The sequence below is a fragment of the Nonomuraea monospora genome (assembly GCF_039531895.1).
GTDB classification, from domain to species: domain Bacteria; phylum Actinomycetota; class Actinomycetes; order Streptosporangiales; family Streptosporangiaceae; genus Nonomuraea; species Nonomuraea monospora.
The window spans coordinates 1-20,446 of record NZ_BAAAQX010000033.1 but is presented as its reverse complement, the minus strand read 5'-3'; the positions used below and the strand labels follow the sequence as shown (position 1 = coordinate 20,446).

18 protein-coding genes are annotated in these 20,446 nt (G+C 73.6%); 4 read left to right on the top strand and 14 right to left on the bottom strand.

What is annotated here, in order from left to right; all coding sequences use genetic code 11:
* Nucleotides 1-127: 127 nt before the first annotated feature.
* From ABD331_RS44125 to paaA, 8 genes are all read right to left on the bottom strand, one after another.
* On the bottom strand, nt 128-976 hold the full coding sequence (locus ABD331_RS44125; protein WP_344489066.1) for a 3-hydroxyacyl-CoA dehydrogenase family protein: 849 nt from the start codon (nt 974-976) through the stop codon (nt 128-130).
* Complete coding sequence (locus tag ABD331_RS44120) at nt 973-1,731, bottom strand: enoyl-CoA hydratase/isomerase family protein (RefSeq protein ID WP_344489063.1); 759 nt, start codon at nt 1,729-1,731, stop codon at nt 973-975. The genes ABD331_RS44125 and ABD331_RS44120 overlap by 4 nt, the downstream gene beginning before the upstream one ends.
* Nucleotides 1,728-2,918, bottom strand: coding sequence for a thiolase family protein (locus ABD331_RS44115; RefSeq protein WP_344489060.1), 1,191 nt, complete (start codon nt 2,916-2,918; stop codon nt 1,728-1,730). Before ABD331_RS44115 ends, ABD331_RS44120 begins: the two co-directional genes overlap by 4 nt.
* A 78-nt stretch (nt 2,919-2,996) precedes the next feature.
* Nucleotides 2,997-4,079 (bottom strand): 1,2-phenylacetyl-CoA epoxidase subunit PaaE, encoded by a 1,083-nt coding sequence (gene paaE / locus ABD331_RS44110; protein WP_344489057.1) that lies wholly within the window; start codon nt 4,077-4,079, stop codon nt 2,997-2,999.
* A 4-nt stretch (nt 4,080-4,083) separates the two neighbouring features.
* Nucleotides 4,084-4,641: a 1,2-phenylacetyl-CoA epoxidase subunit PaaD gene (gene paaD, locus ABD331_RS44105; RefSeq protein ID WP_425566202.1), complete on the bottom strand. Its 558-nt coding sequence runs from the start codon at nt 4,639-4,641 to the stop codon at nt 4,084-4,086.
* Complete coding sequence (paaC, locus tag ABD331_RS44100; RefSeq protein WP_344489054.1) at nt 4,638-5,555, bottom strand: 1,2-phenylacetyl-CoA epoxidase subunit PaaC; 918 nt, start codon at nt 5,553-5,555, stop codon at nt 4,638-4,640. The genes paaD and paaC overlap by 4 nt, the downstream gene beginning before the upstream one ends.
* 10 nt (nt 5,556-5,565) lie before the next feature.
* Nucleotides 5,566-5,862, bottom strand: a complete 297-nt coding sequence (gene paaB / locus ABD331_RS44095; protein ID WP_344489052.1) for a 1,2-phenylacetyl-CoA epoxidase subunit PaaB — start codon at nt 5,860-5,862, stop codon at nt 5,566-5,568.
* Complete coding sequence (paaA, locus tag ABD331_RS44090) at nt 5,859-6,848, bottom strand: 1,2-phenylacetyl-CoA epoxidase subunit PaaA (RefSeq protein ID WP_344489050.1); 990 nt, start codon at nt 6,846-6,848, stop codon at nt 5,859-5,861. The genes paaB and paaA overlap by 4 nt, the downstream gene beginning before the upstream one ends.
* Before the next feature lie 104 nt (nt 6,849-6,952).
* On the opposite strand from paaA, the gene paaZ reads away from it, so the two are divergent.
* Both paaZ and ABD331_RS44080 read left to right on the top strand, forming a co-directional pair.
* Nucleotides 6,953-8,992, top strand: coding sequence for a phenylacetic acid degradation bifunctional protein PaaZ (gene paaZ, locus ABD331_RS44085; protein ID WP_344489047.1), 2,040 nt, complete (start codon nt 6,953-6,955; stop codon nt 8,990-8,992).
* A complete protein-coding gene (locus ABD331_RS44080; protein WP_344489044.1) occupies nt 8,989-9,792 on the top strand; it encodes an enoyl-CoA hydratase/isomerase family protein in 804 nt (267 codons plus the stop codon). The genes paaZ and ABD331_RS44080 overlap by 4 nt, the downstream gene beginning before the upstream one ends.
* Before the next feature lie 62 nt (nt 9,793-9,854).
* On the opposite strand, the gene ABD331_RS44075 is transcribed toward ABD331_RS44080, so the two are convergent.
* The 3 genes from ABD331_RS44075 to ABD331_RS44065 form a co-directional block, all read right to left on the bottom strand.
* Entirely contained in the window at nt 9,855-10,493 is a 639-nt protein-coding gene (locus tag ABD331_RS44075; RefSeq protein WP_344489041.1) for a TetR/AcrR family transcriptional regulator, read from the bottom strand.
* Nucleotides 10,494-10,548: 55 nt separating this feature from the next.
* Nucleotides 10,549-10,857: an antibiotic biosynthesis monooxygenase gene (locus ABD331_RS44070; protein ID WP_344489038.1), complete on the bottom strand. Its 309-nt coding sequence runs from the start codon at nt 10,855-10,857 to the stop codon at nt 10,549-10,551.
* Nucleotides 10,858-11,034: 177 nt separating this feature from the next.
* Nucleotides 11,035-11,688, bottom strand: coding sequence for a TetR/AcrR family transcriptional regulator (locus ABD331_RS44065; protein ID WP_344489035.1), 654 nt, complete (start codon nt 11,686-11,688; stop codon nt 11,035-11,037).
* 250 nt (nt 11,689-11,938) lie between these two features.
* Here ABD331_RS44065 and ABD331_RS44060 point away from each other — a divergent pair, with 250 nt between their 5' ends.
* The gene (locus ABD331_RS44060; protein ID WP_344489032.1) at nt 11,939-13,162 is read left to right on the top strand and encodes a cytochrome P450; all 1,224 of its coding nucleotides are present in this window, start codon (nt 11,939-11,941) and stop codon (nt 13,160-13,162) included.
* 42 nt (nt 13,163-13,204) lie between these two features.
* Here the strand turns inward: ABD331_RS44060 and ABD331_RS44055 are convergent, their stop codons facing one another.
* Nucleotides 13,205-15,706 carry a CBM35 domain-containing protein gene (locus ABD331_RS44055; RefSeq protein ID WP_344489029.1) on the bottom strand — a complete coding sequence of 834 codons (2,502 nt, stop codon included), beginning with the start codon at nt 15,704-15,706 and terminating at the stop codon, nt 13,205-13,207.
* A 298-nt stretch (nt 15,707-16,004) separates the two neighbouring features.
* On the opposite strand from ABD331_RS44055, the gene ABD331_RS44050 reads away from it, so the two are divergent.
* Nucleotides 16,005-17,273 (top strand): esterase-like activity of phytase family protein, encoded by a 1,269-nt coding sequence (locus ABD331_RS44050; protein WP_344489026.1) that lies wholly within the window; start codon nt 16,005-16,007, stop codon nt 17,271-17,273.
* Between the two features lie 258 nt (nt 17,274-17,531).
* Here the strand turns inward: ABD331_RS44050 and ABD331_RS44045 are convergent, their stop codons facing one another.
* Nucleotides 17,532-17,939 (bottom strand): hypothetical protein, encoded by a 408-nt coding sequence (locus ABD331_RS44045; protein WP_344489023.1) that lies wholly within the window; start codon nt 17,937-17,939, stop codon nt 17,532-17,534.
* A 1-nt stretch (nt 17,940) separates the two neighbouring features.
* Nucleotides 17,941-20,446 (bottom strand): polymorphic toxin type 27 domain-containing protein (locus ABD331_RS44040; RefSeq protein WP_344489018.1); only part of this gene is annotated, 2,506 nt, incomplete at its 5' end.

Genomic DNA, 20,446 nt, shown 5'->3' with positions numbered 1-20,446 from the left:
CCGGGCAAGGAGGCGGCCGGGCAGGGAGCGGGCGGCCGGGCAGGGAGCGGGCGGCCGGGCAAGGAGGCGGCCGGGCAGGGAGCGGGCGGCCGGGCGAGGAGGTGCCGGGCGTGGCGGCGTCACCGGCTCACCAGGTGTAGAAGCCCTGCCCCGTCTTGCGGCCCAGGTGCCCGGCGGCGACGAGGTCGCGCAGGATGCGCGGCGGCTCGAAGCGCGGGCCGAGCTCGCGGGCCAGATGCTCGGCGATGGCCAGCCGCACGTCCAGCCCGACGAGGTCGGTGGTGCGCAGCGGCCCGACGGGGTGGCGGTAGCCGAGCGTCATCGCGACGTCGATGTCGGCCGCGCTCGCGACCCCTTCCTCCAGCATCCGCATCGCCTCCAGCGCCAGGCACACCCCCAACCTGCTGCTGGCGAACCCGGGCGAGTCGCGCACGGTGATCGGCGTCTTGCCCAGCGCCGCCACCCACCCCTGGGCCCGCGTCACCAGCTCGGGCTCCGTCTGCGGCGCCACGACGATCTCCACGAGGTCGCTCACCGGCACGGGGTTGAAGAAGTGCAGGCCGAGGAAACGTCCGGGCGCCGCCAGCCCGGCGGCCAGCCCGGCCAGGGACAGGCTGCTGGTGTTGGTGGCCAGCACCGCGCCCGGCGCCTGCTTCCCGGCCAGGGCCAGCACCTCGGCCTTCAGCGCCGCGTCCTCGGGGACGGCCTCGATCACCAGCTCGCACCCGGCCAGCCCGGCGGGGTCGGCGGTGACCACGAGCCGGGACGCGGCCGACTCCGCGGGCTCGCCGAGCGTGCCCTTGGCGGCGGCCTTGGCCAGGCTGTCACCGATCCGGCCGCGCGCGGCGGCGGCCGTCCCGCCGGAGCTCTCCACGACGACCACGTGGCCGCCCGCGACGAGGAACGCGTGCGCGATCCCGGCCCCCATCCGCCCGCCGCCGACGACTCCCACGCTCCTGGGCAGGTCAGCGTTCATCGGTTGCCCTCCTTCCTGTTGCGCCGGTCCAGGAACGCCGTCATGCGGGCGTGCTTCTCCTCGGTCTCGAACAGCACCGCCTGCGCCACGTCGTCGACGAACGGGTGCGCGTCGCGCGGCGCGTGGAAGACGGCCTTCATCAGCCGGGTCGCCAGCGGCGCCTGCGCCGCGATCCGGTCGGCCAGCAGGTGGCCGGTGGCGAGCAAGTCGTCCGGCTGCACCACCTCGTTGAGCAGGTGCACGGACAGCGCCTCCTCCGCCGTCAGTACGCGGCCCGCGAGCAGGATCTCCTTGGCCAGCGGCTCCCCGACCAGCTCGGCCAGCCGCCAGGCGGCGCCGGCGGCGGCCAGGATGCCGAGGCCCGTCTCGGGGTTGCCGAGGCGGGTGCGCGGCGTGCCGATCCGGAAGTCGCACGCGTAGGCGAGTTCGGCGCCGCCGCCCAGGGCGTAGCCGTCGAGCAGGCCGATGGTGGGCATCGGCAGCCTGTGGATGCGGTCGAAGATCTTGGAGTTGATGCCGCGCAGGGCGTCCTCCCTGCCGCGTTCGCGGAGCTGGGCGATGTCCGCGCCGGCGGCGAACGTGGTGCCCTCGCCGACGATCAGGACGATCTTCGCCTCGGCCTCGGCGGCGGCGCACGCCTCGTGCAGGGCGTCCACCATCGTGCGGTCGATGGCGTTGCGGACGTCGGGGCGGTTGAGCCGCCACACGACCCGGTTCTCGCCCTCCTCGACCAGCAGACTGGGCTTCCCGCTCATGGCCGCTCCACGAGCAGTGCCGCGCCCTGGCCGACCCCGACGCACAGGGTGGCCAGCCCCCGACGGCCGCCGGTGCGTTCGAGGCGGCCGAGCAGCGTCACCAGGATGCGCGCCCCTGAAGCGCCCAGCGGGTGCCCGAGGGCGATCGCGCCCCCGTCTGCGTTGACCCGTTCGGGGTCGAGCTGCAGGTCACGGACGCAGGCGAGCGACTGGGCGGCGAACGCCTCGTTCAGCTCGACGGCGTCGAGGCCGGCCACGTCCCACCCGGCGCGTTCGAGCACCTTGCGGGTGGCGGGCACCGGCCCGATCCCCATGATCTCGGGCGGCACCCCGGCGTGCGCTGCGGCCACGAGCCGCGCGCGCGGCGCCGGCCCGTGCCGCTCCAGGAAGCGCTCGCTCACCACGACGACGGCCGCCGCGCCGTCGTTCAGCGAGCTGGAGTTGCCCGCGGTGATGACGCCGCCGGGCCCGTGCAGCGGGCGCAGCCGGGCCAGCCGCTCCATGCTGGTGTCCGCCCGCGGCCCCTCGTCGGCCTCGGCCAGCTCCCCGGCCGCGCCCTTGCCGACCGGCACCGGGACGATCTCACCGGCGAACCGGCCCTCCTTCGCCGCGGCCACGGCCCGCTGGTGGGAGCGGAGCGCGAACGCGTCGAGCTCCTCGCGGCCCAGCCCCCACCGCTCGGCGACGGTCTCGGCGGTCTGCGGCATGGACGCGGTCGTGGCGGCGCCGAACCGCGGGTTGGTGAAGCGCCAGCCGATGGAGGTGTCGAAGGACGCGCCCGGCTTGGCGAACGCCTTGGCGGGCTTCTCCATCACCCACGGCGCCCTGGTCATCGACTCCACGCCGCCCGCGACGACCACGTCCGCGTCCCCGGCGGCGATGAGGGCGCGCGCGGTGGTGACGGCGGTGAGCCCGGACGCGCAGAGCCGGTTGACGGTGAAGCCGGGCACCGTGTCGGGCAGGCCCGCCAGGAGGGCGGCCATCCGGGCGACGTTGCGGTTGTCCTCGCCCGCCTGGTTGGCCGCGCCGAGCACCACCTCGTCCACCAGGCCGGGGTCGATCCCGGCGCGGGCGACGGCCTCCCGCACGACGAGGGCGGCCAGGTCGTCGGGGCGGACGTGGGCGAGCGCGCCGCCGTAACGGCCTATCGGCGTCCGCACGCCGGAGACGACGAAGGATTCGGGCACGTGCAGCTCCTGTGATCGGTGAACGGACGGGTGCGGTGGTGACTCACGAGTCGGGCGGACGGGTGCGGTGGTCGCGGTTCAGGCGTCGTAGTCGACGGTCACCTGCTCCCCCACCGGATACGTCTGGCAGGTGAGCACGAACCCGGCGGCGACCTCCGCCGGTTCGAGCGCGTAGTTGCGGCGCATGTCGACCTCCCCTTCCCGCACGACGGCCCGGCACGTCCCGCAGACCCCACCCTTGCACGCGAACGGCAGATCCCCCCGGGTGTTCTGGGCGCCGTCGAGCAGCGTCGTCTCCCTGGACACCGCTGAGGTGGTGCGCAGGCCGTCCAGCACGGTGGTCAGCTCGGTGGTCGCCCCGGAGACCTCGCTCGCGAGGCGGCGGGGCGGCGGGGGCGGGGCGTCGGCGTAGAACAGCTCGACGTGCACCCGATCCCCTGGCACCCCCAGCTCGGTCAGCACCTCCCGCGCCTCCTCGACCATCCGCAGCGGCCCGCACAACCACACGTGGTCGAACACCTCCACGGGCACGAGCCCGGTCAGCAGCCGCCGCAGCCGGTCGCCGTCGAGCCGACCCGACAGCAGCTCCACGTCGCGCGGCTCCCGCGACAGCGCGTGCACGACCTGGAGCCGGGGGCCGTAACGGTTCTTCAGGTCGCCCAGCTCCTCGGCGAACATGACGGTGCGGCTGGTCCGGTTGCCGTACAGGAGGGAGACCTGCGCGCCGGGATGGGTGAGCACCGTCGAGGCGACCGACAACATCGGCGTGATGCCCGAGCCCGCGGCGACGCACAGGTGCCGCTCGCCCAGGTCCGGGTCCGCCCGCCAGGAGCCGGTGGGCGGTTGCGCCTCGATCCGGGTGCCGGGCCGCACCTCGTGCACGAGCCAGGAGGAGAACAGGCCGCCGGGGATCTCCCTGACGCCGATGCGCGGCGCCGCGCCGGCGGGGGCGCAGATCGAGTACGAGCGGCGGTGCTCGCGACCGTCGATGACGCGGCGCAGGGTGAGCGACTGGCCTGCCTGGAAGGCGTAGGCGTCGCGCAGCTCGCCGGGGACGGCGAACGTGATCGCGGCGGCGTCGTCGCACAGCCGGTCCACGGCCGCCACGGTCAGCGGGTGGAAGACGGCTGCCCTGGACGGGGCGGGCGCGAGCGTGGTCATCGTCTCAGATCTCCTTGACGTGCTCGAACGGTTCGAGGCAGCCGGTGCAGCGGTAGAGGGCCTTGCAGGCGGTGGCGCCGAACTCCGAGGTGAGGCGGGTGGCGGCCGAGCCGCAGCGCGGGCAGGGCGGCGCGGTGCGGGGCGGGCCGAGCGTCAGCGGCACCGGTCCTGTCCGCTTCGGTACGGGGCCGGGGGCCGACATCCCGGCGGCGCGGAGCGCGGCGCGGCCCCGTTCGGAGATCCAGTCGCTGGACCAGGGCGGGTCGAGCACGATCCGCACCTCGACGTGGGCGAAGCCGGCGTCGTTGAGCCGGTGCACGAGGTCGTCGCGCATGGTCGCCATGGCGGGGCAGCCGGTGTAGGTGGGGGTGATCGAGGCGATGACGGCGTCGCTGCCGTCCGCGTCCCGCCGCACCTCGACGCCGCGCAGGACGCCCAGGTCGGCGAGGGTGAGCATGGGCATCTCGGGGTCGCGCACCTCCCCGGCGACCTCGGCCGCCCGCCGCCCGGCGTCCGCCGTCCCGGGGGTGCGGGACGCGGTGGCGCGCCGGTCGGCGTTCACCAGCGCCCGCCCGGGTGTGCGCGGGCGACCACCTGCATCTCGGCGAGCAACCGGCTGAGGGCCTCGGTGTGCAGCCCGTCCCGGCCGGTACGGCCGCCGACCCCCGCCAGGTCCCCGCGTTCAGGACGCGGCACGCCGCTGACGGCCAGCACCTGATCGAGCACGGCGTCCACCTCCTCACCCAGCGTCGCGGGATCCACCCCCACACCGGCCCCGGCCAGGGCGCGTTCGAGCGGATGCGCGGCCACCAGCTCCCCCCGCAACGGCCACAGGGCGTCGAGGGCGGCGAGCAGCCTGCGGTGCGACTCCTCGGTGCCGCGCGCCAGCGTGAGGAACCACCGCCCGGCCCAGTCCCGGTGGTAGGTGACCTCCTTGACGCCCTTGGCCGCCACGGCCGCCAGCACCTGGTCCCGGCTCGTACGCAGCCGCTCCAGCAGCGCCAGCCGGGCCGTGGAGAACAGCAGCAGCCGCACCACGACGTGCGCGAAGTCCCCGTTGGCCACCTCGGCGAGCCGCACGTTCCTGAACTGGCGGTCGTCGCGGAAGAAGGCGAGCGCGTCCTCCGGCGGCACGGGCGAGCCCTCGGGCAGGGCGGGCAGCACGCCGGGGTCGGCGGCGGCGGCTCTGGCCAGCAGCAGGCGGGCCTGGCCGAGCAGGTCGAGCGCCATGTTGGCGAGGGCGATGTCCTCCTCCAGGTCGGGCGCCCGGCTGCACCACTCGGACAGGCGCTGGGACATGATCAGGGCGTCGTCGCCGAGCATCAGGCAGTACGCGGCCAGCTCGGCGGGGTTCACGCCGGCGGGCGTCGTGGTGTCGACGCCGGAGAGGGGGTCCTCGAAGTCGGTGCCGAAGGCCCACTGGGAGGAGTCGCCGCCGAGCAGGCCGTCGAAGACGCTGCCGTGTTCGTCGCTCATTTCGCGTTCCTCACATGTGCGGGACGTCGTCGGGGATCTCGTAGAACGTGGGGTGCCGGTAGACCTTGTCGCCGTTCGGGCCGAACAGCGGGTCCTTCTCGTCCGGGCTGGAGGCGGTGATGGCGTCGGCGCGGACGACCCAGATGCTGACGCCCTCGTTGCGGCGGGTGTAGACGTCGCGGGCGTGGCGCAGGGCCATCATGTCGTCGGGGGCGTGCAGGGATCCGACGTGCACGTGGTTGAGGCCGCGCTTGCCGCGCACGAACACCTCGTACAGCGGCCACTCCCGCCGGTCGCCGCCGCTCATCGGGCACTCCCAGCGCTCTCGCGGGCGATGGCGGCCTCACGAGCGGTGGCTGCGGCCTCGCGGGCGGCGAAGGCGGTGGCGGCGTCGCGTACCCAGGCGCCCTCGTCGTGGGCGGCCCTGCGGTGCGCCAGCCGCTGCTCGTTGCACGGCCCGTCACCCCTGATGACGGCGGCCAGCTCCCGCCAGTCGGGCTCGCCGAAGTCGTAGTGCCCGCGCTCCTCGTTCCAGCGCAGCCCGGGGTCGGGCAGCCTCACGCCGAGCGCCTCGGCCTGCGGAACGGTCATGTCCACGAACTTCTGCCGCAGCTCGTCGTTGGAGTTGCGCTTGATCCCCCAGGCCATGGACCGCTCGCTGTTGGGCGACTGCGCGTCCGGTGGCCCGAACATCATCAGCACCGGCCACCAGAACCGGTCCACCGACTCCTGCACCATGGCCCGCTGCTCGTCCGTCCCGCGCATCATGGTCATGAGCAGCTCGTACCCCTGTCGCTGGTGGAACGACTCCTCCTTGCAGATGCGGATCATGGCGCGGCCGTACGGGCCGTAGGAGGTGCGGCAGAGCGGCACCTGGTTGCAGATGGCGGCCCCGTCCACGAGCCAGCCGATCGTGCCGACGTCGGCGTACGACAGGGTCGGGTAGTTGAAGATCGAGGAATATTTCTGCCTGCCGGTGAGCAGCATTTCGGTCAGCTCGGCGCGGGAGACGCCCAGCGTCTCGCAGGCGGAGTACAGGTAGAGCCCGTGCCCCGCCTCGTCCTGCACCTTGGCCAGCAGGATCGCCTTGCGCCGCAGGGACGGTGCGCGGCCGATCCAGTTGCCCTCGGGCTGCATGCCGATGATCTCGGAGTGCGCGTGCTGGGCGATCTGGCGGACGAGCGTCCTGCGGTAGGCGTCCGGCATCCAGTCGCGGGGTTCGACCCGGTCGTGGCGGTCGATGGTCGCGTCGAACGCGGCCTGCAAATCCGGCTCCGCCGGGGTCGTCGTCATGTTCCCTCCGAGACACATCGCTCTTATTTACTTATCGCTCGGTCAGTAATACCGTGACACGGGTCGGGGTCTTCGCGCAACAGGTCCCGGGGAAAGGAGACAGCGTGAGCGCGCTGCTGGAGAGCTACGCCGCCGGACGATGGTTCCGCGCGGCCGACGACGGTGAACCGCTGCTCGACGCCGCCACGGGCGAGGAGGTCGCGCGGATCTCAAGCCGTGGGCTGGACGTCGCGGCCATGGTCAGGCACGCCAGGGACACCGGCGGCCCGGCACTGCGATCCCTGACCTTCCACGAGCGGGCCGCCCTGCTCAAAGCTCTGGCAAAGCATCTGCTAGAGCACAAGGAGGAGCTGTACGCACTGTCCGCGCGCACCGGCGCCACCGCGCGCGACACCGCGGTCGACGTGGACGGCGGCATCGGCACCCTGTTCAGCTACGGCAGCAAGGGCGTCAGGGAGCTGCCGAACGACACGGTCGTCCTCGACGGCGGCCTGGAGCCCCTCGGCAAGGGCGGCACGTTCGCCGGCCAGCACCTCTACACCTCCCGGCCGGGCGTGGCCGTCCAGATCAACGCGTTCAACTTCCCCGTCTGGGGCATGCTCGAAAAGCTCGCGCCCGCCTTCCTCGCCGGGCTGCCCACGATCGTCAAGCCCGCCAGCCAGACCGCCTACCTCACCGAGCTGGCCGTCCGGCGGATCGTCGAGTCGGGCCTGCTGCCCGAGGGCACGCTGCAGTTCCTCGCCGGCTCGGCGGGCGGGCTGCTCGACGAGCTGACGATCCAGGACTCCGTGGCGTTCACCGGCTCGGCGCACACGGCGGGCATCCTGCGCCGCCACCCGAACGTGCTCGACCACGGCGTGGCGCTCAACGTCGAGGCCGACTCGCTCAACTGCTCCATCCTCGGCCCCGACGTTGCTTTGGACGATCCGGAGTTCGACCTGTTCGTCAAGGGCGTCGTCACCGAGATGACCGTCAAGGCGGGCCAGAAGTGCACCGCCATCCGCCGCGTGCTCGTCCCCACGGGGATGGCCGGGGCGGTCGCCGACGCGCTCGCCGGCCGCCTCGCGAAGGTGAGCGTCGGCGACCCGCGCAACCCCGACGTGCGGATGGGCCCGCTCGCCAGCCTCGGCCAGCGCGAAGAGGTACGCAAGGCCGTCGAGTCGCTGATGACCAGCTCCGAGGTCGTCTTCGGCGACCCCAAGGGCGCGGCCCTGCTCGACGGCGACCCCGAGCGCGGCGCGTTCATGACCCCGCTCGTGCTGCGCGCGCGGCCGGGAGCCGTCGAGCCGCACGACGTGGAGCCGTTCGGGCCGGTCAGCACCGTGATCGGCTACGGCGGCCTGGACGAGGCCGTCGCGCTCGCCGCCAAGGGCAAGGGCAGCCTGGTGGCCTCCGTCGCCACCCACGACCCCGGCGTCGCCCGCTCCGTCGTGCTCGGGCTCGCCCCGTGGCACGGCCGCGTCCTCGTCCTCGACAGGGACGACGCCAAGGAGTCCACCGGGCACGGCTCCCCGCTGCCCGTCCTCGTGCACGGCGGCCCTGGACGGGCCGGCGGCGGCGAGGAGCTGGGCGGCGTGCGCGGCGTCCTGCACCACATGCAGCGCACCGCCGTCCAGGCCTCCCCCGACCAGCTCACCGCCATCACCGGACGGTGGACGACCGGCGCCGCCCGCGCCGAGACCGGCGTGCATCCCTTCCGCAAGTCGCTCGCGGAGCTGCGGATCGGCGACACGATCGCCTCCGCCCCGCGCACGGTGTCGCTCGCCGACATCGACCACTTCGCCGAGTTCACCGGCGACACCTTCTACGCCCACACCGACCCCGCGGCCGCCGCCCGCAACCCGCTGTTCGGCGGCATCGTGGCCCACGGCTACCTGGTCGTGTCGCTGGCCGCCGGGCTCTTCGTCGACCCCGCGCCCGGGCCCGTGCTGGCCAACTTCGGCGTCGACTCCCTGCGCTTCCTCACCCCGGTCAAGGCCGACGACACCATCGCCGTGACGCTGACCGTCAAGCAGATCACGCCCCGGAGCAACGCCGACTACGGCGAGGTCCGCTGGGACGCCGTGGTGACCAACCAGGAGGGCCAGCCGGTCGCCACCTACGACGTGCTCACGCTGGTCGCCAAGACCTGGGACGCGCGATGAGCGGCCCGGTGGACGGGGCTCCCGTCGTCGTCGAGCGCGACGGCGGCGTGGCCGTCGTGACGCTCAACCGTCCGGAGCGCCGCAACGCGCTGGACGCCAAGACCAAGGTGGCGCTGCGCGGCGCCCTCGAGGACGTCGCCGCCGACTCCGCCGTCCGGGCCGTGCTGCTGACCGGGGCGGGCGGCGCGTTCTGCGCCGGGCAGGACCTGGCCGAGCACGCGGCGGCGCTGCGCGAGGCCCCCGCGCACGCGTTCGACACCGTCGAGGAGGACTACGCGCCCGTCGTCCGGCTGCTCGCCACCATGGACAAACCGGTCGTCGCCGGTGTCAACGGCACCTGCGTGGGCGCGGGGCTGGCCCTCGCGCTCGCCTGCGACCTGCGCGTGCTCGCCGAGGACGCCGTGCTCGGGACGGCGTTCAGCGCCATCGGCCTGACCTGCGACTCCGGCCTGTCGGCGACGCTCACCCGGTCGGTCGGCGAGTCGCGGGCCAGGGAGCTGGTCCTGCTCGCCGAGCCGTTCAGCGCTCAGCAGGCCGTCGAGTGGGGGATCTCCGGGCGGGTGGTGCCGCGCGACGAGGTCGGCGCGGCCGGGCGGGCGCTCGCCGCCCGGCTCGCCTCCGGGCCGACAGCGGCCTACGCCGAGTCGAAACGGCTCATCGGGGAGGCGTGGGGGCGCGACCTCGGCGCGACGCTGGTCGCCGAGGCCCGGGCTCAGGGACGGCTCGGGCTGACCAAGGATCACGCGGGGGCCGTGGCGGCGTTCCTGGCCAAGCGCAAACCCACCTTCGAGGGCCACTGACCCGGCCGCCCGCAGCACCAGGCAGTCGGACGCGCTCGCCACCAGGCGCTGGCTTGCCTGGGCTACGGCGACCCCGTCTCGTGACGGGCCAGGCCGTCGAACGCGATGGACGTGATCGCGTCCGCGACCATCCCCTGGTCGTACGCCCCGTCCGGCCGATACCACTCGACCAGCGAGTTCACCATCCCGAACAGCAACCGGCTGACCAGCGCGGGCGGCACGTCGTCGCGCAGCGCCCCCTCGCCCACCGCGTCCGCGACGAGCGCGGCCAGCCGGTCGTCCAGCCAGCGCCGCCGTTCCAGCGCGGCCACCTCGATCTCGCTGTTGCCGCGCACCCGCAGCAGCAGCGTGACGGACGGCTGGTGCGCGACCAGCACCTCCACGCTGCGCCGCACCACCTCGCGCAACCGCTGGTAAGCGCCTTCCCCGGGGCGCTGCTCGGACGCCTCGGTCACGACGGAGGTGAGCTCGTCGAGGGCGTCGTCGAGCGCCTGGCCGAGCAGTTGCTCCTTGCTGGTGACGTGGTGGTAGATGGCCGGCTTCGTCAGCCCCAGCTCCTTGGCCAGGTCGCCCATGCTGGTGGCGTCGTACCCGCGCCGGTTGAACAGCTCGACGGCGGCGCGCAGGATCGCCGACTGGTCATGGCCTGGACGGCCCCGCCTGCGGCGGGGGGCCGGTTCGGCATGTTCAGTCGTGGTCATCCTCGCAGCATCTCACGTGCGGGGGGACGCCCTGACCGGGCGGGCGCCGCCTCCGTCAGGGGACGGCTGTGAGCACGTCGTGGTGGGTGACGGTGGTGTCGTATGAGAGCAGGACGGCGCGGGCGTCGGGCTCGACCACCGCCGTGGCGACGTCGTCCCCGGCGAAGGCCCTGATCGAGTCGAACGACTCCCAGAGGGTGATGACCTGCAGCTCCACGTGGTCGTCCGTGGGGCGCTTGAGCACGTAGGCGCCGAGGTGGCCGCCCGTCTTGCGTAGTTCGGGGAGGACGGCGGTGGTGAAGTGGCGGTGGTAGGCGTCGGCGCCGGGCGGGGTGGCGGTCGCGTGCCAGATCCTGGCGATCATCGTGGCTCCTGAGGCTCGGGGGTGTGCCGCCACCAGGATCGCGATCGGCCGGGGCCGCGCGCCAGGCCTTCCGGCGAGCGCAAACGTGCGCCCTTCCCCGGCGAGCGCAGGCGCGCCCGCGCCCAGGCCCTCCCGGCCTGCCCGCGTGCTAGGGCTTCCCGGCGGGCCCTGGCGGCATCACGATGGGTCCGAGACGGGTGCCCGCCACAGCGCGACGATCGCGTCGATCAGGCCGTCGGCGGTGGCGGACCAGGTGGGACGGAAGGTGGGGCTGTGGTCGGCCAGTGCTCGTTCCCGTTCCACGCACATCTGGACGATCAGGTGCCGGGCCATGACGCCCCGTTCGACGCGGACGTCGGCGGGCAGGTCGGGCAGGCAGCGGGTCAGGCCGTGGCGGAAGAGCCGCAGCACGGGGGCGGCGCTCATGGCCTCGTCCACCATGATGGCGTTGAGCGCGGGGTCGGCCATGACCTGGGCGGTGAAGCGGGCGTACCAGGTGGGGCTGCCGAGGCTCTCCAGATGCTCGGTGAGCGGCCGGACCAGGCAGGCGACCCAGTCGCGCAGGTCGGTGGAGTCGGCGATGTCGCCCATCATGCGGACGCGGATGCCTTCGAGTTGCTCGGCGTGCTTGCGGGCGATCGCGCGGATGAGGTCGGCCTTGGTCCCGAAGTGGTAGGTGACGGCGGCGTTGTTGCCCTGGCCCGCCGCCTCGCTGATCTGCCGGTTGCCGACGGCGTGCACCCCGCGCTCGGCGAACAGCCGTTCCGCCGCCGCCAGCAGCGCCTCCCTGGTGGCGCTCACCTGCTCGACCCGGGTCATCTTGCCGCTCATCGTCTTTCACCGCACCGGGGGCCTCGCACTGCCCGCGACGGCCCGGCCCCGCAGGCCGCCGCAGGTCCTCGGCCGTGCCGGGGAGGCGTGCCGGGCGAGGGTGGTCGGAAGGACAGCCTACGCAAACGCCGGACCGGGCCTGAAGTCCTCGCGCATCCCGCGCCTGAAGGACTCGCGCGTCCCGCGCCTGAAGGGCTTTCGCGTCTGAAGTCCTCGCGCGCTCCGTGATCTCTTCCCGAAGGAGACAATCGTGACGACCATCCCCGAGTACGACATCGCCAGGTCGGCGGCGTGCCCGCTGGATCCGGCGCCCGCGATGCGGGCCCGGCAGGAGGAGGGCCCGCTGACCCGGGTCCGGCTGTGGGACGGCACCATGGCCTGGCTGGTGACGGGCCACGCCGAGCACCGCGCCGTGCTCGCCCATCCCGGCGTCAGCGTCGAGCCGGCGCGCGGCCTGCCCAGGCTGTCCGCGGTCGAGGCGGCGGCCATGGAGGCGATGGCCGCGCGCGAGGACGGCGCGGGCGGCATCAGCTTCATCCTCATGGACGACCCGGAGCACGCCCGGCTGCGGCGGATGGTCACCGGGGCGTTCACGGTCCGGCGGGTGGAGGCGATGCGCCCGGCGACGCAGCGGATCGCGGACGACCTGGTGGACGCGATGCTCGCCGGGCCGGGGCCGGTCGATCTGGTCGAGGCGTTCTCGCTGCCACTGCCCTCGCTGGTGATCTCGAACCTGCTCGGCGTGCCGTACGACGACCATGAGTTCTTCCAGGCCAACAGCAGGACGATCATCAACCGCGACTCCCCGGCGGAGGTGCGCGGGCAGGCGCAGTACGCCCTGGGCGCGTACCTGTACACGCTGCTCGGCGAGAAGCTCGCGCGTCCAGGCGACGACCTGCTGTCGGGGCTGGCCGAGCGGATCGCGGCCGGTGAGCTGTCGCAGCAGGAGGCCACGCAGATGGGCGTGCTGATGCTGTTCGCCGGCCACGAGACCACCGCGAACATGATCACCCTCGGCGCGCTGGCCCTGCTCAGGCAGCCCGACCAGGCGGACGCCCTGCGCAAGGGCGACGACCCGCAGGTGGCGGCGGCGGTCGAGGAGCTGTTGCGCTACCTGACGATCACGCACGGCGGGCTGCGCCGGGTCGCGCTGGAGGACCTCGAGATCGCCGGCCAGGTCATCCGGGCGGGCGAGGGCATCCTGGCCGTCAACGAGGTCGCCAACCGCGACCCGGCCGTCTTCCCCGACCCGGACCGCCTCGACGTGGGCCGCAACGCCCGCTCGCACGTGACGTTCGGGTACGGCGTGCACCAGTGTCTCGGGCAGTCGCTGGCGCGGATGGAGCTGCAGGTCGCCTACCCCACGCTGCTGCGGCGGATCCCGTCCCTGGCGCTGGCCGCCGAGGTGGGGCAGATCCCGTTCAAGCACGACGGGTTCGTCTACGGCGCCTACGAACTGCCCGTGACCTGGTGAAAGGGGCCCGCCGGGGCCGTCCCCCGGCGGGCCGTGCCGGGGTCAGGCGCGGTTGTCCACCTCCAGGACGAATCGGGCCAGCTCCAGCCGGTCCACGTTCGGCCCGTACGCGGCCGCGTTGCCGAGGACGACGGCGCCGTTCGCGGTGGTCAGGGTGAGCGGGGTGGCCTGGGGCCAGAAGTTGTCCCAGGCGTAGTTGTGCCGGAACACGCCGCGCGTCGTCGCGCCGCCGGTCTCGGTGATGTCGAGGAAACGGCTGATGACGTCCGTGTTGTACGGGTGCCCGGTGTTCCTGTCGGCGTTGGCGTAGTGCGTCACCAGGACGTACTGGCCGGGGCCGAAGGCGGCGGGGCGGGTGAGCGTGATCGTGTTGCCCGCGCCGTTGCCGAGGTCGCCCACGTAGGCGGCGGCGGAGGCGTTCGAGCCGCCGGTCGCGCCGACCACGCGGGCCGTGCCGGACAGGCGGGCCTGCTCGGCCTCGACCCGGTGCACCGCCCCGTCCGCCTGCGCGGCCCGTACGGTGACCAGCTCGCGCAGGTTCAGCCCCTGCGGGCCGCCGACCTCGACCTTCGAGATGCCCGCCGGGAGGTACACGCGGGCGCGCGACGTCCCATCACCCTGGCGGGTGGCCCGCACGCCCTGCACGGCGCGCCCGTCCACGCGGACGTCCAGGTCGCCGGCCCGGGCGGCGCGGTAGGACAGGGTCAGGTCGTGGTAGCCGTCCTCGGCGGCGGCGACGAAGAACGTGGCGCGGGCGCCGCCGCCCAGGACGATCGCGGGCCACGCGCCGGAGCGGTCGAGCCGCGCGCCGCCGGACAGCCTGGCCTCGTCGGCCGGGAACGCCGCCCGCGCGGGGCCGGTGACCTCGGTGAGGTCGAACTTGTCGAGGGTGATGTCGCTGCCGGGCAGCAGGGCCGTCCCGTCGGCGCTGGTGCGCAGCGACAGCCGGTGGGTGCCCGCGGTCAGGTCGAGCAGGACGTCGGTGCGGCCCCGGTAGGTCCAGCCGAGGTTCGCCGAGTACTGCACGATCTGGTTCAGCGCGCCGTCCACGAACAGCGCGTGCCTGCCGGGCGTCTTGTTCGCGCCGTGGTAGACGCCGAGGCGGTAGCGGCCGGCGCGCGGGACGGTGACGGGGAACGTCACCGCGGAAGCGGCCTGGTTCATGGAGCCGACGTCGCGCTTGCCGGAGGTCGCGTACCGCTGGGGGTCGGCCGTGGTGTCCTGGTCGTAGGCCTGGGCCGCGGTGAGGGTGGCGGACTCGGCCTCCACCGACGTCGTCCAGGGCGCGTCGGCGGCGGGGGCGGGGCCGCTCGACGGGACGATCGTCACCCGGTAGGCGGCCATGACGTCCCCGCCGGGCAGGTCCACGCTGAGCCTGCCGCCGGTCGTGGCGGCGCGGCGGGCGGCGACGACGGACGGCTTGAGCGCGTCGCCCTCGTACCCCGTCCAGGACGTCCTCGACACGACGACGTCCACCTGCCTGCCGAAGACGGCCGGGTCGAGGCCGGTCAGGTCGAGCCGGACGGGCGCCGAGCCGCCGCCCACCAGGACGGTGCCGCGCCGCGCGGCCTCGTCGAGCGCCGCGACCGCCTGCACGGTGTCGGGGACGTCCGGCTGCGGCGGGGTGACCCTGACCGTCTGCCCGGTCAGGTCGGCGTACCACTTGAGCAGCCACCAGCCGCCGTTGGCCTGGCGGGTGCGCACGGCGTGGTCGTCGAGGTTGCCGGCGTACGTCCAGTACGCCATGTCGGCGTCCACCTTGGTGTCCTCGAACAAAGAGATCCACTGGATCATCTGGCCGGGGACGGACATGTCGCGGCGGTTGCCGTACTCGTCGATGTTGATCGGCAGCGGGCCGATGCCCAGCTCGCGCTCCAGTGCGCGGTAGTGCTGGTAATGGCCGCGGTAGTCGGCCAGGCTGCCGCGCGACAGCTCGTGCCAGGCCATGATGTCGGGCAGGCTGTCGTTGTCCCTGGCCCAGGTGAGGAAGTCGCGCAGGCGGCCCGGGTTGTACCTGGCCTCGTTGGGGCCGACGATGCGGGCGGTGGGGTCGATGGAGCGGATGCGCTCGACGACCCTCTTCCAGTCGCTGAAGAACTTGTCCTTGAGCGCGTTCCAGTCCTGGTACCAGATCCCGTCGGGCTCGTTGAACGGCACCCAGACGAACCTGTCCTTGTCCCGCGGCCGGTCGCGGACGACCTTGCGGACCATCGTGTCCACCTTGGCCAGGTAGTCGTCGATGCCGAGGTTCTCGTAGGGCCACTGGCTGTAGACGTCCTGCATGTAGACGACGATCTCCTCGCCGCCTGCGGCGAAGAAGCCGTCGGCGATCTTCAGCGCGTCGCCGTTGGGGTGCTGGTCGCCGTCGGGGGCCTTCTGCGCGACGGTGCGGGGGCGGGCGCCGGCGAGCAGGGAGTCGCCGGGTACGCCCGGGTCGGACAGGCCGTAGAGCATGCCGGTCGCGCCGCCGTGGACGGGGCCCGTGCGCTGGGCGAAGTCCACGGCGACCACGTCGGGCGCGGCCTGGGCGCGGGCGGGTGTCATGGTCACGGAGGCTAACGCCAGGACGGTGGCTGCTGTGACGGCTCGCCGGGTGAAGCGATGTCGGTGCATGAGCGATCCTCTCGGGGGGCGGAGGGGGTGTGACCGGTCACACGCAGAGCAAGCGTGACCGGTCACACGCCAACGAGGGAAGTCCTCGTCACCGGATCGTTACGTGGAGGTTTCCCGGCCGTGGGGATACAGCGGCTGTTCACGAGAAGTTCGGCGGCCGGTTCTATGCTGGCGGGCTGCGGGGACTTCGATCGGCCGGGAACACTTCGCGAACCATACGGAGGTATTTGTGCGCAGCCCACGGCGGCCCGCCCAGGCCATCACGGCCGCAGCCGCCATCGCCCTGCTCGCCACGTCCACCCCCGCAGCCCACACGACCACCGCGGTCGGCGCGACTGGCAAGACTGGCACGACTGGCACGGCGGTCGGCGCGGTCGGCGGCGCTGGTGGCGCTGGTGGCGCTGGCGCTGGCGCTGGTGGTGCTGGGGCTGAGCGGGTCGTGGACGGGGGCCGGTGTTCGGCCGATGTCTCCCTGCTCGGCTTCACCGACGACCTCGACAAGGCGACGTTCGAGGGCACGGCCGTCGGCGGGCTGTCCGCCCTCGCGCCGACCCGCGCCTCACGGGCGCTGGCGCTGGTGGACAACGTCGGCACCACCCCCGCCCGCCTGTACGAGCTCGACATCACCCACCGCAGAACCCTGTCGGCGCAGATCCGCGGCATGACGACGCTGCGACGGCCGGACGGCGTCCCGTACACGGGGGCGGACTTCGACGGCGAAGGGCTGGTCGCGGAGCGCGGCGGCCAGACCGTGCTGGCCAGCTCCGAGACCGAGCCGTCCATCAGGCGTTTCCGGCTCTCCGACGGCCGCCAGACCGCCGAGCTGCAGGTGCCGGAACGGTTCCGGGTCACCCCGTCCGGCGAGGCGGCGGTCAACCAGACCTTCGAGGCGCTGACCGCCACCCCCGACGGCCGCGTCCTGTACGCCGGGATGGAGGGCCCGCTGTCCGCCGACGGCCGCGACGCCGAGGGCCGCGGACTGCAGCGGATCCTGCGTTACGAGCGCCGGTCGGGTGCCTACGCGCCCGTCGCCCAGCACGCCTACCGCACCGACCCGGGGCTCGGGCTGGTCGAGCTGGTGGCGCTCGCCGACGGCCAGTTGCTGTCGCTGGAGCGCGGCTTCACCTCGGGCGTGGGCAACACCGTGCGCGTGTTCCGGGTCTCGGCCACCGGCGCCACCGACGTGTCCGGCGTCGAGTCGCTGTCCGCCCTCACCGACCAGCGCGCCTGGCTCGGCAAGCGGCTCCTCGCCGACATCGCCGACTGCCCGCCGTCCGGCGCCACCGCCAGGCAGCCGCAGCCCAACCCGCTGCTGGACAACATCGAGGGCATGGCGCTGGGCGGCCGCCTGTCCGGCCACCGCCGCACGCTCTACCTGCTGTCGGACGACAACAACAGCGCCACCCAGACCACCCGCCTGTACGCGCTGAGCGTCCGCCTCAAGAACGGGCCCGAGTTGCCGGGACGCGCGCTGCTGTCGCGACCGCCCACCAGCTGACGTGTGCAAGCGGACGCGTGCATGCGGGCGTGTGCATGCGGGCGTGTGCATGCGGGCGTGTGCATGCGGACGTGTGCAAGCGGACGCGTGCATGCGGACGTGTGCAAGCGGACGCGTGCATGCGGACGTGTGCATGCGGACGTGTGCATAGAAGCCCGTGCATCACACGCATGCACAGAGACCCGTGCACAGAAGCCCGTGCACAGAGGCGGATGCCGCCGGGCCCCGTGTGATGTGACGGGGCCCGGCGGTGAGGGGTCATTCGACGATGCCCCACTGCGCCGGATAGTCCGGCGGCCACGGCTTGCTGAAGTCGAACAACCACTCCCGATCACCCGGCGGATACCGAGTCTCCCGCCAGGCCGGCTGCGCCCCGACGACGAAACTCCCGCCACCCCGTTCGAGCATCCACGTCCACCCCTCCGCATCCGCACCGAGCCCGTGCTGCTCGCGCAGCGAGGCGAACTCGGCGGGATCGGCGCGCCGGACGTGCAGCCCGTCCCGGTAGATGGGTTTGAGCAGCATCAGCTCCACGTGCCCGATGTGCACCTCGACCACGGTGGTGGTGGCGTCGACCGCCACGGCCTCGCTGCGCAGCAGGAGCTGCCGGTGCGAGGGGTCGAAGCGGACGACGCGGAACAGCCGTCCCTCCCTGCTGAACTCCATGTCACGACCCCGGAGGGGCCGGCGGCTTCGGGTACACCCTGGTGGGATTCCCGTTCTTGGTCATGTAGAACTCGACGGAGTCCCAGGTGCGCTTCTCCAGCCGGTACGCCCGTCGCAGCTCGGTCATCTCCCACGCGGTGCCCAGCCCGCTGTTGATCTCGGCCACCATCTGCCAGTTCCCGGCGGGCACCGTGTCGCCACGGGCCAGCAGGGCGGCGAGCGCCTCGTCGGCGTTGGACGCGCCGGGCACCCCGTCCAGGCTGACGGACAGCCGGATGTTGGGGTTGCCGACCGCTTCTGAGACCGCGACCATCCAGATGGGTCTGCCGTCCCCGGCCGGGAACGGCGCCCCCAGCGCCCGGTTGTTGAATGTGAATGCGCCCGTCATCCCCGCGGCCAGGTCGTCAGAGTACGGGTTGATGCCGAGCACGACGTGGTCCCCGGCTCTGACGATGTCGGTGATGCAGTCGTTGTGCACCAGCACCGCCGTCGAGCCCGCGTACACGTAGTACGTGTGGTCGGTCTCGACCTCGAAGTTGTACACGTCCACCGGCCCGTCGGCCCGCGCCACGCCGAGGACGCGCTCGGCGGCGCCGGACGGGTTCTGCAGCGCGTCGCCCGGCCGCAGGTCCTGCGACTCGACCCAGCCCCGGCCCTGCACCCAGAACCGGTGGCCTTCGCTGGCCGACAGCGTGCCGCTGCCGGTGGTGATCGTCACGAGGGTGTCCACCGTCCGGTGGAACAGCCGGGTGACGTGCCGCAGCCTCCGTTCGCCTGTCGCCGGGTCGGCGGACCAGACCCGGTCGCCGACCCTGATGTCCTCGATCTTGCGGGGGCCGTGCTCGGTGTCCACGAGCGTGCCGGCGGGGAAGCACCGCCCGGCCGCCAGCGCGTTGCCCGCGGCCCGCTCCAGGCCGTAGACGGCCTCGGCGGGCAGCGTCGAGTAGCGCAGCCGGAACAGCGCGTGGGTGAAGGACGTGCCGTTGCTCATCGCGGTGCGCAGCGTCAGCGCGTACGTGTAACCCGCCTTGATCATCGGCGGGATGACGATGGAGCCGATCGCCCAGGCACAGCTCGTGGCGGATCCGCCGTCCTGACCGGTCACCTTGCGCCAGCAGGCGACGTAGTCGTACACCAGCGCGCTGACCAGCGCGCGCAGGAAGTTCTCGACCAGGTCCCTGCCGTTGAAGTGGGTGGTCTCGGAGTAGCGGATGTCCAGCGGGCCGTTGCCCAGGTAGTCGTAGACCAGGGGTCCTGTGCAGTCGGCGACGTCCCTGCCGGGCTGGGCGCAGGTCACCAGGTAGTAGTCCTGCGTCCCGTAGATGTGGTACTCCATGTCGATGTCGCACCCGTTGGTGCCGACACAGAGGTCCTCCAGCGGCGTCGCGTCGTAGCGGACGTCGTCGCTCGGCACGGCGATCAGGTTGGGGATGCCGGTCGGGCCGGACGACGAGGCCCGTTCGGCCTCGCGCCGCCGGTCGGCCTCCGCCTCGGCCCGTTCGGCGGCGGCCTGGGCCTCTTCCGCCGCCTCGCGGGCGCGTTGCGCCGCCGCCTCGGCGGTGGCCGCGTCCCGCTCGGCCTGGGTGGCCACGTCGCGGGCCTTGGCTGCGTCGCTCTCGGCCGCGCTCGCGGCGTCGCGCGCGGAGGCGGCGTCCCGTTCGGCCGCGTCGGCGGAGGCGTCGGCCTCGTCGGCGTAGCCTTCGGCGGCGGTGGCGGCCGAGCACGCCGCCGCCGCGATCGCGGTGGCCTGGCGGTCGTACTCGACGGTGTTGGCCTCGGCCTGCACCGCCGCCTTGGCCGCCTTCTTGGCCTCGGCCGCCGACGCCTGCGCCTCGGCCAGCGACGCGGCTGCCTGGGCCGCGTACTCGGCCGCCTGGGCCGCCGCGGTGGCCGCCGCCTTGGCGTCGGCCGACGCCTGCGCCGCCAGCGCCGCCGCCTCGGCCGCGGCCTTCTTCGCCTGCGCGGCCTTGGCCTTGGCGACCGCGGCCTGCTGCTCGGCGAGCGGCTTGGCGGCCTGCCCGGTCAGCCCGGCCAGGCCGGCCGAGGCGTCGGTGTCCTTGTACGGTGACCCGAGCTCGATCGCGTCGTTGGCCGGTTTGATCACCTGTGCCGCCGAGTCGCGGGCGGCGGTGGCGGCCTGGGCCGTGGAGTAGGCGTACCCGGCGGTGCGCACGGCCGAGGCGTGCGCCGCGTCGGCCTCCTTGCGGGCCATCAGGGCGTTCGCCTTGGCCTCGGCGGCCTTGGCCTTGGCGGTGTCGGCGTAGATCTTGGCCAGCCGGACGTTCTCGGCCGCCGCCTCCGACGCGTCGATGGCCTCGGCCGCCGCGGCGTGGGCCGTCTTGACGGCGGCGTTGGTGATCGCCACGTCCCGCTGGGCGGCGTCGGAGGCGGCCCGCGAGCGGGACGCGGCGGCGTCGGCCCGGGTGGCGGCCTCGCGGGCGGCGGTGGCGGCGGCGGTGGCTTCGGCGGCGGCGGCCCTGGCCTGGGCGGCGTCGCTGGTCGCGCGG